This window comes from Ensifer adhaerens, assembly GCF_002007205.1.
GTDB lineage: Bacteria > Pseudomonadota > Alphaproteobacteria > Rhizobiales > Rhizobiaceae > Ensifer > Ensifer adhaerens_D.
The window spans coordinates 227,808-241,205 of record NZ_LAZS01000010.1; the positions used below are offsets into that span (position 1 = coordinate 227,808).

A 13,398-nucleotide genomic window follows, 5' to 3' on the forward strand; every position below is an offset into this window, starting at 1 on the left:
ATGCGCATCGCCGTTGGTGGCATCCACACCGAATGCAGCACCTACTCGCCCGTCCTGATGACGCAGGAGGATTTTCGGGTGCTGCGAGGGCAAACGCTGCTGGACGCAGACTACTTCAGCTTCATGAAGGCCGAAGGCGTCGAGCATCTTCCTCTGTTGCACGCGCGCGCGGTTCCCGGCGGTCCCGTATCTCGTGCGACCTTCGATGCATTCAAGGCGGAGTTTCTGACCTTGCTTCGTGAAGCCCTGCCGATCGATGGCCTCTATCTCGCCATGCATGGCGCCATCAAGGTCGATGGCATGGACGATGCCGAAGGCGACTGGATTTCGTCGGCCCGCGCCGTCGTCGGCCCCGACTGCCCGATCGCCGCCAGCTACGACCTGCACGGCAATGTCAGCCAGAGGATCATCGACCAGCTCGACATCTTCGCCGCCTATCGCACTGCGCCGCATATCGATACGCCGGAAACCATGACCCGCGCTTGGTCGATGCTCGTCTCGGCGCTGAAAGACGGGACGCGTCCGGGCATCGCCTGGGCGCCGGTTCCCGTGCTTCTTCCCGGCGAATGCACCTCGACCGAGGACGAGCCGGCGAAGTCGCTTTACACGCAACTGCCTGAGATCGACAAACGGCCGGGCATTCTCGATGCCAACCTGATGGTCGGTTACGTCTGGGCCGACGAGCCACGGGCGACCGCCTGTGCGGTCGTAACGGCCACCGACAGGGACGCGGCCAAACAGGCGGCGGAGGAGATTGCCGCCGCTTACTGGGCTGAGCGCCGCAACTTCCGCTTCGGTCCCGTCACCGGTCCGCTCGACGAGATGCTGGATATCGCCGAGCGGGCAACGACGACGCCGATCATCCTTGCGGACTCCGGTGATAACCCGACAGGCGGCGGCGTCGGCGACCGTGCCGATGTGCTGAAGGCCTTGCTCGCCCGCGGCTGGCGGGGTGCCCTGATCGCCGGCATCACCGACGGGCCGGCGGTCGAAGCCTGTTTTGCCGCCGGCGCCGGGCAAACGCTGATGTTGAAGATCGGCGGAAGCCTCGATCCGGCAAGCCCACGCGCTGAGATGCTGGTCGATGTCGTCAGGCTGGATGATCCGGGCTCCGAGAGGGAACGGCAGGTGGTGGTGCGCGTCGGCGCCATCGATATCGTCATTGCCGCGCGCCGCAGGCCCTACCACAATATCGAGGACTTCCGCCGCCTCGGCCTCGACCCCGAGACCGTTCGGCTGCTCGTCGTCAAGTCGGGTTATCTGTCACCTGAGCTGGCGCCGATCGCCAATCCCAATCTGATGGCGCTGACCGAAGGTGTCGTCAACCAGGACATCCGGGGGCTCGCGAGCCTGCGCCGTCAGCGGCCGGCCTACCCGTTTGATCAGGACTTTGCCTTCGAGCCCTCAGCCCGCTTCTCGGCACGCTGGTCGAGCAGCGGTTAAGGCTCTATTTCCACGTTTTCCTACCCGAGTTTCGGGTAGGCTCTTCTCCCGAAGCACCATGCGTTTTCCGACGCGCATAGGCTGCTGCACCACCTCAGCCCTCCGCATACTCTGTCCTTAAATCGATCACAATTTAAGCGATTGTGCGACATCCTCCACCCGCTTCGCGGACACGTTCTGGCATGACTTCCACTCTTCTCAGCGCCATGCGCAACCCGGCCATGCGGATCAGCATGCTGGCAATCTTCCTGTTCGGCTTCGCCGGTGCGGCCACGTCGCCCTATCAGTCCGTCGTCGGCATCAACGAACTGGGTCTCAGCGACGCGGTCTACTCGCTGCTGATCCTTCTTGCCTCAACGGTCAATGTCGTCGTCAGTGTTTCGATCGGCATCCTGGCCGATCGTGTCGGCAACTACCGGGTGCTGATGTCGACGGCGATCCTGTTCGGTGTCGTCGGTTACGGCATCGTCTATGTCCTGCCGTATCAGGCGAGTTTCGTCATCAGCGTCCTGTTGCTGCTGCCGATCTATGGCGCGCTCTACACGCTGCTTTTTGCCAATGTGCGTAGCATCGCCCGGCGGATGAGCGGCCATGACGCTGCGTCGCTGACGACGGGCGCCCGCGCGGCCATTTCCGTATCCTGGGTTCTGGTGCCCGGACTGGTCGGCTTCGCGCTGGCGGGCGGCGAGAGCATGCTGCCGGCCTACCTGCTTGCCTGCCTCGGTTGCCTCGCCAATCTGCTGATCGTCTATTTCAGATTGCCGAACGAAGGCGGGGCTGACGCCTCGCTCGGCAAGCGGCTTTCCTACTGGACGTCCTTTCGCGAGATCCTGGCGCCAGGGATCTTCCTGCGTGTCATCGCCGTTGCGACCATCACGTCGTCGCTCCACGTCAATGCCGCCGTGCTGCCTTTGATCATGACCGATGAGATTGGCGGCAGCGTCACCGACATCGGCATCATCGTCGGCATCGTCGCCTTCCTCGAAGTCGTCTTCATCTTCGTCTGGGCGCGCATCCAGTTGAGCCTCGTCCCGTTCAAGGCGCTGGCGCTCGGATCAGCCATCTATATCGGCTACATGGTGCTGCTCGGCTTCTCGACGGCGACCTGGCAGATTTATGCGCTCACCCTGATCAGTGCCTTTGGCGCGGCGGCGTTGATTACGATCCCGATCAGCTATCTTCAGGACCTGATCGCCGACCGGCCGGGGCTCGGAAGCTCGCTGATCGCCGTGAACCTTTTCCTGAGCGGCGGCCTTTGCGCAGGCCTCTTCGCGCTCGGCACCCGGATCAGCGATTACTCGGGCACGGCGTTGCTCGGCGGCCTGGGTGGGTTCGCCGGGCTGGTGCTGCTGCTGGTGCTGGACGGCGACAGAGCCGGCAGGAAGGCCCGCCGCTGACCCTGCTAGTCCCAGGGCTCATCGACGAATTTGCAGGTTACGCTTGTGAGGTTGTCTTGCAGGCACCTCTTCTTCTGATCGGTGAGGATCATGATCCTCGCGATAAAACGAGAGAAATCGGCTTTGCTGGAGTTGAAGGTGCCGATCCCGAACGCATGCGCCTGGGCCTGCGCCACGCAGGTCGCCAATTCCTGGTCGGGAACATCGCTATTTGCAACGACGACAGCTCTGTCGAAAAGTCCATTCGCGGAGAAATTCACGGCAGAGGCGCAGTTGCCCGCGCCGGTTGCTGCGGTGTCGTTCAGTAGCCTCTTGTAGTATGGGTCGAAACCGAAACTATCAATTTTCTCAAGGTCGACCTGGCCATTTTGAATGGCGTCTTTTCTAAAGATTACGCCGATCGTATTTTTTCCAAGGCCCGGTTGCGTCCTGACCTCAATGCCAGCCGTGATGGCGAGCATCTGAATTGTCGAAAAGACCACATCCCTCTTCCCGGTCTCCCCCTGGCTCATTCCCACGCCGATATACTCGGGGAAGGCCGTGAATTGTCGCTCTCCATTGCGGACAGGGCCGAGGAAGCTTGTGTTCTGTGCCGCTGAAGACGAAGCGATAAAGACGCTCGCAAGGACCCCCGCGGTCAATACAAAATGTCTGATGGTTCTTCTCTTGTTTCTGCCCTTACCCATGAAGCCTTCTCATAAAAATCAGCGCTCGCTTGAGCGAAAAGGGATCTTCTGCAACGCGTCGTCAGCAATGCCATGACATCTCAATTTTTCTAGCATTGCTATCAAAGGCTGCAAGGCGCCGAAGTAACGAAGACGCGGTTCTGGTGCTGGCTCATCAAAAAGTGATTGGGGCGCCTTTCGGCGCCCCAATGAGTGTGTCCGTTGCGTATGTCAGTCGAGAGTGTATCAGTTGCCGAGAATGCCCGGCAGGCGCAGGCCCTTGTCCTTGGCGCAATCGAGCGCAATGTCGTAGCCCGCGTCGGCATGGCGCATGACGCCGGTTGCCGGGTCGTTCCAGAGCACGCGCTCCAGGCGCTTGGCCGCATCATCGGTACCGTCGGCGCAGATGACGACGCCCGAATGCTGCGAGAAGCCCATGCCGACGCCGCCGCCATGGTGCAGCGACACCCAGGTGGCGCCGGATGCGGTGTTGAGCAGCGCGTTCAGAAGCGGCCAGTCGGAAACGGCGTCCGAGCCATCCTTCATCGCTTCGGTTTCGCGGTTCGGCGAGGCGACCGAGCCGGAGTCGAGGTGGTCGCGGCCGATGACGACCGGGGCCTTCAGTTCACCGTTCTTGACCATCTCGTTGAAGGCGAGGCCGAGGCGGTGACGGTCGCCGAGACCAACCCAGCAGATGCGTGCCGGCAGGCCTTGGAAGGAGATGCGCTCGCGCGCCATGTCCAGCCATTTGTGCAGGTGCTTGTTGTCGGGCAGCAGTTCCTTGACCTTGGCATCGGTCTTGTAGATGTCTTCCGGATCGCCCGAGAGAGCCGCCCAGCGGAACGGACCGACGCCGCGGCAGAAGAGCGGACGGATATAGGCCGGCACGAAACCCGGGAAAGCGAAGGCGTTTTCGAGGCCTTCTTCCTTGGCCATCTGGCGGATGTTGTTGCCGTAGTCGAAGGTCGGAATGCCCATGTCCTGGAAGGCGATCATCGCTTCGACATGGTCGCGCATCGAGGCGCGGGCAGCCTTTTCGACAGCCTTCGGATCGCTGATGCGCTTTTCCTTCCACTGGCCCATCGTCCAGCCCTTCGGCAGGTAGCCGTTGACCGGGTCGTGCGCCGAGGTCTGGTCGGTGACCATGTCGGGGCGGATGCCGCGGCGGACCATTTCCGGCAGGATCTCGGCAGTGTTGCCGAGCAGGCCGACGGACTTGGCTTCGCCGTTCTTCGTCCAGCGGGCGATCAGCTCCATCGCCTCGTCCAACGTCTCGGCCTTCTCGTCGAGGTAGCGGGTGCGCAGGCGGAAATCGATCGAGTCCGGGTTGCACTCGACGGCAAGGCACGAGGCGCCGGCCATGACGGCTGCGAGCGGCTGGGCGCCGCCCATGCCGCCGAGGCCGCCGGTCAGAACCCATTTGCCCTTGAGGTTGTCGCCATAGTGCTGGCGGCCGGCTTCCACGAAGGTTTCGTAGGTGCCCTGAACGATGCCCTGCGTGCCGATATAGATCCAGGAGCCGGCGGTCATCTGGCCGTACATGGCGAGACCCTTCTTATCCAGCTCGTTGAAGTGGTCCCAGGTCGCCCAGTGCGGCACGAGGTTGGAGTTGGCGATGAGAACGCGCGGCGCGTCCTTGTGGGTGCGGAAGACGCCGACCGGCTTGCCGGACTGGACCATCAGCGTCTCGTCGTCGTTGAGATCCTTGAGGGTCTCGACGATCTTGTCGAAATCGGCCCAGGTGCGGGCTGCACGGCCGATACCGCCATAGACGACCAGCTCGTGCGGGTTTTCCGCGACGTTCGGGTCCAGATTGTTCATCAGCATGCGCAGCGGCGCTTCGGTCAGCCAGCTCTTGGCATTGAGCGTCGTGCCCTGGGGGGCGCGCACGTCGCGAATGTTGTGGCGCGGATTGTTGGTGGTCATGCCTCGCTCCCTGTCTGTCTCTTGAGGTCAAATGCGATGGTTTCGATGCGGTTCAGAATGGCTTTCAGCGGTTCCCGCAAAAGGGCGGACCGTGCGGCGTCGAGCGCAAAAGGCGGCTCCTCGGCGGCAAGATGGGTCGATTGCGCCAGTTCCATCTGGATCGCGTGAACGCCGGTTTCCGGGCGGCCGTAGTGGCGGGTGGTCCAGCCTCCCTTGAAGCGACCATTGAGAATGCTGGTGTAACCCTTTGCGGCAGATGCGATTTCTTCTGTCGCCTTTTCGATCTCCGGAGCGCAAGTCTTGCCCATATCGGTGCCGATGTTCAGATCTGGCAGCTTGCCTTCGAACAGGAACGGGATGTGCGAGCGGATCGAATGGCAGTCGTAGAGCACGACGACGCCGTGGATCGCCTTGACCCGCTCGATCTCGGCGGCAAGCGCCGCATGATAGGGCGCGTGGAACGCCTGGAGGCGTTCGGCGATATCGGCCTCGGTTGGCGCCTCGCCATCCTTCCAGATCGGCTTGCCATCGAAATCCGTTTCCGGGATCAATCCGGTGGTGTTCTGGCCGGGGTAGAGGCTGACGCCGGCGGGATCGCGATTGGCGTCGATCACGTAGCGGTGGAAGGTGGCGCGAACGACGGTCACCTCCGGCAGCAGGCCATCATAGAGCTGATGGATGTGCCAGTCGGTATCGGCGAGAATCCGGCCGTTGTCGTTCAGCCGGTCCCAGATCGCAGCCGGCACGTCAGTGCCGGTATGCGGAAATCCGAGGATGACCGGCGAGTTGCCTTGTCTGACTTCGAAGGCCGCCATTTCAGGCCTCCAGGCTTGGCAGGATGCCGGCGGAGACCGCGGCGTTCAGCCGGCCAGAGGCGATAAGATCGCCAGCAGCCTTGAGGTCGTTGGCCAGGTAGCGGTCTTCTTCGATCGTCGGTGAAACGGCGCGAAGGGCGGCAGCGGCTTTCTGCAGTTCGGGGCTCGTCGCCAGCGGCGCGCGGAATTCGACGCCCTGGACGGCGGTCAGCGCTTCGATACCGACGATCGAGAACAGGTTCTCGGTCATCAACAGCAGGCGGCGCGCGCCATGGCAGGCCATGGAAACGTGGTCTTCCTGGTTGGCCGAGGTCGGTGTCGAGTCGACCGAGGCCGGATGCGAGAGCTGCTTGTTTTCCGACATCAGCGCCGCCGAGGTGACTTCGGCGATCATCAGGCCGGAGTTGAGGCCGGGCTTCTTGGCAAGGAAGGCCGGCAGGCCGTAGGAAAGGGCCGGGTCGACGAGCAGCGCGATGCGGCGCTGCGAGATCGCGCCGATTTCACAGACGGCGAGGGCAATCTGGTCGGCGGCAAAGGCAACCGGCTCGGCGTGGAAGTTGCCGCCGGAAACGACCGAGTTGTCCGAAAGAACCAGCGGGTTGTCGGTGACGGCGTTGGCTTCGGTTTCAAGCACGCGGGCGACCGAGCGCAGCAGGTCGAGGCAGGCGCCGTCGACCTGCGGCTGGCAGCGGATGCAATAGGGATCCTGCACGCGCTCGTCGCCTTCGATATGGCTTTCGCGGATCGCGGAGCCGGCAAGCAGAGCGCGGAGAGCCGCGGCCGCATCGATCTGGCCGCGATGGCCGCGCAGCGTGTGGATATCCGGATGGAAGGGTGCGGACGAGCCCATCGCCGCATCGGTCGACATGGCGCCGGTGATGAGTGCTGCCTGTGCGGCGCGATGGGTGCGGAAGAGCCCGGCAAGCGCCAGCGCCGTCGAGGTCTGGGTGCCGTTGATCAGTGCCAGGCCTTCCTTGGCGGCCAGCACCACCGGCGTCAGGCCGGCGGCTGCGAGCGCTTCGGCGCCGGACATGCGGCGTCCTTCGAAGAAGGCTTCGCCATGACCCATCATCACTGCCGCCATATGGGCAAGCGGGGCGAGATCACCGGAGGCGCCGACCGAACCCTTTTCGGGGATGACCGGGACAACGCCCTTTTCGAGCATGGCTTCGATCAGCCGCACGAGTTCGATACGGACGCCGGAGGCGCCGCGGCCGAGCGAAACGAGCTTCAGCGACAGGATGAGACGCACGACGTTTTCGGCGAGCGGTTCGCCGACGCCGCAGCAATGCGACAGGATCAGGTTACGCTGCAGCGTCGCGACATCGGCGCTGTCGATCTTGATCGAGGCGAGTTTGCCGAAGCCGGTGTTGATGCCGTAGACCGGCGCATTGCCGGCGACGATCTCGGCGATGCGGGCCGCAGCCTTGTTGATGCCGGAGTCGAAGGACGGGTCAAGGCGGGCCGGCTCTCCGGTCCAGTAGATGGTTTCGAGATCGCGAAGGGGCACGGAGCCCGGGTGAAGAATGATGGTCATTGACCGGTCCTTTGCCCTTTGAAGATGCGTTCATGAAGCGGATTGAAGCCGATGCGGTAGACGAGTTCGGCCGGGTCTTCGATGTTCCAAAGCGCGAGGTCGGCCGACTTGCCGACCTCGATCGTGCCGCTCTCGGCAAGAAGGCCGAGCGCCCTGGCGGCTTCGCGCGTCGCGCCGGCAAGGCATTCGGCAACCGTCAGCCGGAAGAACGTCGCCGACATGTTCATCGTAAGAAGCAGCGAGGTCAGCGGCGAGGTGCCGGGGTTGCAGTCGGTGGCGATCGCGATGCGCGCACCGGCGTCGCGCAGCGCCTGGACCGGCGGCAGGCGCTCTTCGCGCAGTGCATAGAAGGCGCCGGGCAAAAGCACTGCGACGGTACCAGCCGTGGCAAGCGCTGCGGCGCCTTCGGCGTCGAGATACTCCAGGTGGTCGGCCGAGAGCGCACCATAGGATGCGGCGAGCTTGGCACCTCCGAGGTTGGAAAGCTGCTCGGCATGCAGCTTCACCGGCAGGCCGAGTGCCTTGGCACGGTCGAAGACACGGGCGATTTCGGCGATCGAGAACGCGATGCCCTCGCAGAAGCCGTCGACAGCATCGACCAGCCCTTCGGCATGCGCGGCATCGAGGCCAGGCAGTACGACGTCGGTGATGTAGTCGCCGTTGCGGCCCTTGTAGTCCGCAGGCGTTGCGTGGGCAGCGAGATAGCTGGTGACGACACGCACCGGGCGCAGCGTTTCCAGCTTGCGGGCTGCGCGTAGCATGTTGAGTTCGGCCGTGATGTTCAGCCCGTAGCCGGATTTGATTTCGACGGTCGAAACGCCCTCGGAAAGAAGCGTATCGAGCCGCGGCAGGGCGGATTCGACGAGCTGGTCGACGGTCAGCGCATTGGTGGCCTTCACCGAGGAAACGATGCCGCCACCGGCCCGGGCGATCTCTTCATAGGTGGCGCCTTCGAGCCGCATCTGAAATTCGCGGGCGCGGTTGCCGCCATGAACGAGATGGGTGTGGCAGTCGATGAGGGCCGGCGTCATCACGCGGCCCCGGCAGTCGGTCGCTTCGAGGCCGCGTGCGAGGTCGGCGGGCAGGTGACGCTCCGGTCCCGCATAGGCAATACGCCCATCGACGACCGCAACGGCCGCCTCCTCGACGAGGCCAAGACCTTCAACGGTTTCGCCAAGTGTCACGAGGCGCACGTTGCGCCAGATGCCGGACGCCGGCCTGCGGGTCGAGAGTTCGTTCATAAAGTCGCCTCCACTGGATATAATGTATATACATATTAATCCGCTTCACAAGAGGAAATTTATGGAGCCTGCGGAAAAGGAAAGGGCGTTGGGGTTCGCCGAAGCCGGAGCAGGTGTCTGAGGATATGGCGGTAGAACGCTGATATCGCCGGAGTTTTCTCACCCGCTTTTCGTCTTGCTGACACGCAAAAAGAAAAGGCTCCGAACCCTGGGGGTTCGGAGCCTTGCATGTATCGTTGGAAAGGAGATCGCGAAGTGCGCACGACTCGAGGCCCCGTCGGGCCGCGAAATCGGCTCACGTTAAACCGCGTGATCCGCCTTGATGCGCAACCGTTCAACCACCTCGACGAAGCGATTTCCGGCAACATCCAGCCGGCCGCTGTTGTCGATCACGCTGACGTCGGGGCCGGAAGTGATATCCGGCACCTGGCGGTTGAGACGCCGCAACACCTCTTCCTCGCTCTCGCGACCACGCTCGGCGAGCCGCTTTGCGAGTACCGGCGTCTCGGCGGTGATGACGACGACGGCGATGTCGCCGAAGGCGTCCCGGAACGCCGGCAGGGCGCCGCGGCTGCCATTGACGATTGCCGTCATTCCGCTCCTGACATGGTGCAGGACGGCAGAGGGAATGCCGTATTTCAGTCCGTGCGCATCCCAAAAAACGGCGAAAGCGCCGTCCTTCTGCATATCGACGAACTCGTCCTCCGACACGCTTTCATGCACTTCGCTGCCGGCATCCGACGGGCGGGTGATGACACGGCGGACGAAATGCACGTCGTGACAATCGGCAAAGTGCCGGGCCGCAAAGCCCATGACGCTGTCCTTGCCGGCACCACTCGGTCCGACGACGACGACGAGCGCGCCGCCCTGTTCGTTCGCACTCATGCGACACGCCGTCCTTCGCGCCAGACGGAGCGCACGACCGGGATGCCTTGCCTGCGATGAACGCGGGCGATATCGGCGCGCAGTCCGACGGCAACGCGGCCGCGGTCATCAAGGCCGACGGTACGCGCCGGCGTCGAGGTCACCATGGCGATCGCCTTCGGCAGGTCGATGGCGTCGAGTTCGTCGGAGAGGACGAAGGGGGCGTGGATCAGGCTGAAGGGCACGTAGTCCGACGACAGCACGTCGAGCACGCCGCGCTCGGCGAGGTCGCGGGCGGCGATGTTGCCGGAGTGCGACTTGCCGCGCACGATGTTCGGCGCGCCCATCAGCACGCTGAGGCCCGCCCGATGCGAGGCTTCGGCCGCTTCGAAGCTTGTCGGGAACTCGGCAAGCTTGATGCCGAAGCCGATCGACTCCTCGACGTGGTCGACGGTCGCGTCGTCATGGCTGGCGATCGTGATGCCGCGTGCCGCACAGGCCTCGGCGAGTGCTGTGCGATGCGGGCCGGCGTACTTCGCCGAAAGCGCCTGCTGGCGTTCGACGAAGCGGGCGAACTCGGCGTCCGAGAGGCCGCGCTTGGATTTGTAATAGAGCGTGTACTGGTCCATCGTCTGGAACTGACGCTGACCCGGCGCATGATCCATCAGCGACACCAGCTTGACCTGCGGGTCGTTGCGGAAGTCGTCGTAGTGATCGAGAACGTCGGAGGTCGAGACTTCGCAGCGCAGGTGGATCAGATGGTCGGCGCGCAGGCGACCCTCTTCCTTGGCCTGCGCCAGCGCGTCGGCCATGCTGCGCATCTCGCCCTTCTGGAAGCCGCCGTCCTCGTCGGAACCAAGGCGCAGGCAGTCGAAGACCGTGGTGATGCCGGAGGTTACGACCTGCGCATCATGCGCCTGGATCGCCGCGATCTTCAGCCAGCGCACGCCCGGACGCGGCGAGTAGTGGGCTTCGAGGTGATCGGTGTGCAGCTCGATGAGGCCTGGGATCAGATAGTCGCCTTCGAAGTCCTCGCCGTTGGCGACCGTGCCCTCGGAGATATCGGCAATCTTGCCGTCGCGGATCAGCACCGAGCCGTCGAGGATGCTATCCTCGAGGACGATGCGGGCGTTGGTCAAAACCTGTTCTTTGCTCATCTCATGCAATCTTTCGTTGGGTGTCGCTGCCGAGCGGCAGCAGGGAGCGGACAGTAAAGGGGGCGCCGCGCTCAGGCTCGACGAAGAGCGCGACTGACGTAACGTGAAGCGGCTTGCCGACATGCTCTGCAAAGGTGGTTTCGAGCGCGGTACGCATGACGCCGCTGGTTTCAGCGGGCACCGGGCCGGTCAAGGTCAGGTGGAACTGAAACTCTTCGAAAACGTAAGGGTAGCCCCATTCCCTGAGATAGCGCCTCTGGCGCTCCGGCAAAGCCTCCGGCTTGCGGCGGGCAAAATCCGCGTCGGACAGCGGGGCGCGGAAAGGGTCGAAGCGATGAACCGCGTCTTCGGCGAGATCCTGCAACTCGTCGGAGGGTGCGGAGGGCACGAGCGCGAAGAATGGACCGAGCTGGTGCAGAACGATCTCAGGGATTTCGAACGGATCGAGGTCGGCAGCAAAGCACTCGAAGATGCTGAGAAGCTCTTCCTCGCTCCGGCCTTCCGCCAGCTCGAACGGCGCCTTCAGCGTTCCGTGGAAACCGTAGCGCCGTGGGTCGGCGGTCAGGGCGTGCTGCAGCCCCTTGTCGAGACCTGCGATCTCAGGGGGATCGAGGTGCTCGCCGGTAAAGGCATCACGGCCGAGCCAACGGGAGGCGACCTGCGACAGCCGGTCGTCCGCCGGCGGCGCGAAGTAGATTGCATAACGCACGGTCTTCACTTTCTTGTAGCGACCGGCCCGCCAGGGCAGCGGGTCGATTGTTTGCGGGATGCGATGCGCAGCTAGCCGATTTCCATGACAACATCATGATGGCGGGAGCGTTTTTGCACGGCTGTTGTCAATGCGCCTTGCTGCCCATCAGGCGTGAACGGCACGCGTTCGAGATGCTGTCGAAAATGAAGACAACCAGCAAGATCAGAAGCACCATATAGGCGACATTTTCCCAATCGGAGTTGGTGCGCATCGCTTCCCAGAGCTTGAGGCCGATGCCGCCGGCGCCGACCGCGCCGATGATCGTTGCCGAGCGGGTGTTCGATTCCCAGAAATAGAGCGCCTGGCTGGCAAAGACCGGCAGCACCTGCGGCAGCACGCCGAAGCGCTGGACGGCAAGTGGTGCGGCGCCCACCGACTTCACACCCTCGCGCTGCTTGTCGTCGATGTTTTCCAGCGCCTCGGAATAGAGCTTTCCGAGCGTGCCGGTGTCGGTGAAGAAGATCGCCGAGATACCGGCAAGCGGTCCGGGGCCGAAGGCGCGGGTGAAAAACAGCGCCCAGATGAACATGTCGACCGACCGCAGGAAGTCGAAGAAGCGCTTGACCAGCTGATTGGTCATGAAGCTTGGCGTGATGTTGCGGGCGGCGAGGAAGCAGAGCGGAAAGGCGATCAGCGACGCGAAGAGCGTGCCGACGAAGGCCATGACGACGGTCTGCAGCAGCTTCGTCCAGACGTCCAGGTGCTGCCATTCGGCGTTGTAGAGGATGTTGTTCCAGGCAAGCGACAGGTTCGAGCGCTTCGGATCGAGACGTTCGTCGGACGTGATGAGCGAGACGACCTCGCCATAGCTTTTGCCGAAGAAGGGCGAGTTCGTGTCGAAGAGGAAATTCGCCCAGCCGAAGAAGCGGTTGCGAACCGAGACCTCGTCGCCTTCGACCTCGGCCCAGCCGGTGGCGCCGAAGGCAAGCACAATCTTTTCGCCGGGCCGCTTCTGCGTCGCCCAGGTGGGCAGCGCACCCTGCGGCGACACCGTTTCGGCGCCATCGACGGCCATGACGAGCGTGTCGCCACCATGGGTCGCCCTGACCAGACCATCGGCGATCTCGATCCGGGTCGAGTGGTCATAGGTGACGACGACGCGCGTCAGGACTTCTTCCGTTCGGGTCTCTACACGCGCTTCGGCTTCAGCCGTTGCGGTGGCGCCGAGCGCCGAACCCGGCGTCATGAAGCTGAAGGACGAGCTCGCCTTCGGCTTGGCGGCCTGCGTGGTCGACGCCGGAATCTCGACCTTTCGCGTCACCGTTTCCTTGTCGAGCTCGACCCAGTCCGGGTTCGGGTTGTGGCCGAGCGGCGAATTGCGCTGATAGTTGAGGCTCATCGTCCGGTCGGGGGCGACGTGGATTTCCGGGCGCACCTCATAGGAAACCCAGTCGGCGAGATAGGTGCCGGCAATGCCCCAGTTGGCATTGCCGAGCACCTGGCCGATCGAGAAGAACCACCAGCTGAAGATGAGGTAGACGACAACGCCGCCGGCGATCGCTGCGGTGCGTACGCGCTTGGAGGTCGAGGATTTCAGGAGTTCGGGATGGCGGCTCGCGATCGCGTCCATTTCCATCGGGTTCAATCGTGTCGTGGTCATGG

11 protein-coding genes are annotated in these 13,398 nt (G+C 63.5%); 2 read left to right on the forward strand and 9 right to left on the reverse strand.

The genetic code is table 11. The annotated features are described in order from the left end of the window. Positions 1-1,443, forward strand: a complete 1,443-nt coding sequence (locus tag XB14_RS23120; protein WP_077964513.1) for a M81 family metallopeptidase — start codon at positions 1-3, stop codon at positions 1,441-1,443. 182 nt (positions 1,444-1,625) lie between these two features. After that, positions 1,626-2,840 carry an MFS transporter gene (locus tag XB14_RS23125; RefSeq protein WP_077964515.1) on the forward strand — a complete coding sequence of 405 codons (1,215 nt, stop codon included), beginning with the start codon at positions 1,626-1,628 and terminating at the stop codon, positions 2,838-2,840. Positions 2,841-2,845: 5 nt separating this feature from the next. Here XB14_RS23125 and XB14_RS23130 read toward each other — a convergent pair whose 3' ends face one another. From XB14_RS23130 to phnE, 9 genes are all read right to left on the reverse strand, one after another. Next, positions 2,846-3,526 carry a hypothetical protein gene (locus tag XB14_RS23130; protein WP_077964517.1) on the reverse strand — a complete coding sequence of 227 codons (681 nt, stop codon included), beginning with the start codon at positions 3,524-3,526 and terminating at the stop codon, positions 2,846-2,848. A 225-nt stretch (positions 3,527-3,751) separates the two neighbouring features. After that, entirely contained in the window at positions 3,752-5,431 is a 1,680-nt protein-coding gene (gene hutU / locus XB14_RS23135) for a urocanate hydratase (protein WP_077964519.1), read from the reverse strand. Next, positions 5,428-6,246 carry an N-formylglutamate deformylase gene (gene hutG / locus XB14_RS23140; RefSeq protein ID WP_077964529.1) on the reverse strand — a complete coding sequence of 273 codons (819 nt, stop codon included), beginning with the start codon at positions 6,244-6,246 and terminating at the stop codon, positions 5,428-5,430. The genes hutU and hutG overlap by 4 nt, the downstream gene beginning before the upstream one ends. A gap of 1 nt (position 6,247) precedes the next feature. Next, positions 6,248-7,783: a histidine ammonia-lyase gene (hutH, locus tag XB14_RS23145; protein WP_077964531.1), complete on the reverse strand. Its 1,536-nt coding sequence runs from the start codon at positions 7,781-7,783 to the stop codon at positions 6,248-6,250. Continuing rightward, positions 7,780-9,024 (reverse strand): imidazolonepropionase, encoded by a 1,245-nt coding sequence (hutI, locus tag XB14_RS23150; protein ID WP_077964533.1) that lies wholly within the window; start codon positions 9,022-9,024, stop codon positions 7,780-7,782. The genes hutH and hutI overlap by 4 nt, the downstream gene beginning before the upstream one ends. Before the next feature lie 300 nt (positions 9,025-9,324). Then, the gene (gene phnN / locus XB14_RS23155) at positions 9,325-9,909 is read right to left on the reverse strand and encodes a phosphonate metabolism protein/1,5-bisphosphokinase (PRPP-forming) PhnN (protein ID WP_077964534.1); all 585 of its coding nucleotides are present in this window, start codon (positions 9,907-9,909) and stop codon (positions 9,325-9,327) included. After that, positions 9,906-11,045, reverse strand: coding sequence for an alpha-D-ribose 1-methylphosphonate 5-triphosphate diphosphatase (locus XB14_RS23160; protein ID WP_077964535.1), 1,140 nt, complete (start codon positions 11,043-11,045; stop codon positions 9,906-9,908). The genes phnN and XB14_RS23160 overlap by 4 nt, the downstream gene beginning before the upstream one ends. A 1-nt stretch (position 11,046) precedes the next feature. Next, entirely contained in the window at positions 11,047-11,754 is a 708-nt protein-coding gene (locus tag XB14_RS23165; RefSeq protein ID WP_077964536.1) for a DUF1045 domain-containing protein, read from the reverse strand. A 127-nt stretch (positions 11,755-11,881) separates the two neighbouring features. Continuing rightward, positions 11,882-13,396 carry a phosphonate ABC transporter, permease protein PhnE gene (gene phnE / locus XB14_RS23170; RefSeq protein WP_077964537.1) on the reverse strand — a complete coding sequence of 505 codons (1,515 nt, stop codon included), beginning with the start codon at positions 13,394-13,396 and terminating at the stop codon, positions 11,882-11,884. Positions 13,397-13,398: the final 2 nt, after the last annotated feature.

Bases quoted from the DNA above. Each gene is read 5' to 3' on its own strand.
- XB14_RS23120 (WP_077964513.1), top strand. From the start codon at position 1: ATGCGCATCGCCGTTGGTGGCATCCACACCGAATGCAGCACCTACTCG.
- XB14_RS23125 (WP_077964515.1), top strand. From the start codon at position 1,626: ATGACTTCCACTCTTCTCAGCGCCATGCGCAACCCGGCCATGCGGATC.
- XB14_RS23130 (WP_077964517.1), bottom strand. From the start codon at position 3,526: ATGGGTAAGGGCAGAAACAAGAGAAGAACCATCAGACATTTTGTATTG.
- hutU (WP_077964519.1), bottom strand. From the start codon at position 5,431: ATGACCACCAACAATCCGCGCCACAACATTCGCGACGTGCGCGCCCCC.
- hutG (WP_077964529.1), bottom strand. From the start codon at position 6,246: ATGGCGGCCTTCGAAGTCAGACAAGGCAACTCGCCGGTCATCCTCGGA.
- hutH (WP_077964531.1), bottom strand. From the start codon at position 7,783: ATGACCATCATTCTTCACCCGGGCTCCGTGCCCCTTCGCGATCTCGAA.
- hutI (WP_077964533.1), bottom strand. From the start codon at position 9,024: ATGAACGAACTCTCGACCCGCAGGCCGGCGTCCGGCATCTGGCGCAAC.
- phnN (WP_077964534.1), bottom strand. From the start codon at position 9,909: ATGAGTGCGAACGAACAGGGCGGCGCGCTCGTCGTCGTCGTCGGACCG.
- XB14_RS23160 (WP_077964535.1), bottom strand. From the start codon at position 11,045: ATGAGCAAAGAACAGGTTTTGACCAACGCCCGCATCGTCCTCGAGGAT.
- phnE (WP_077964537.1), bottom strand. From the start codon at position 13,396: ATGACCACGACACGATTGAACCCGATGGAAATGGACGCGATCGCGAGC.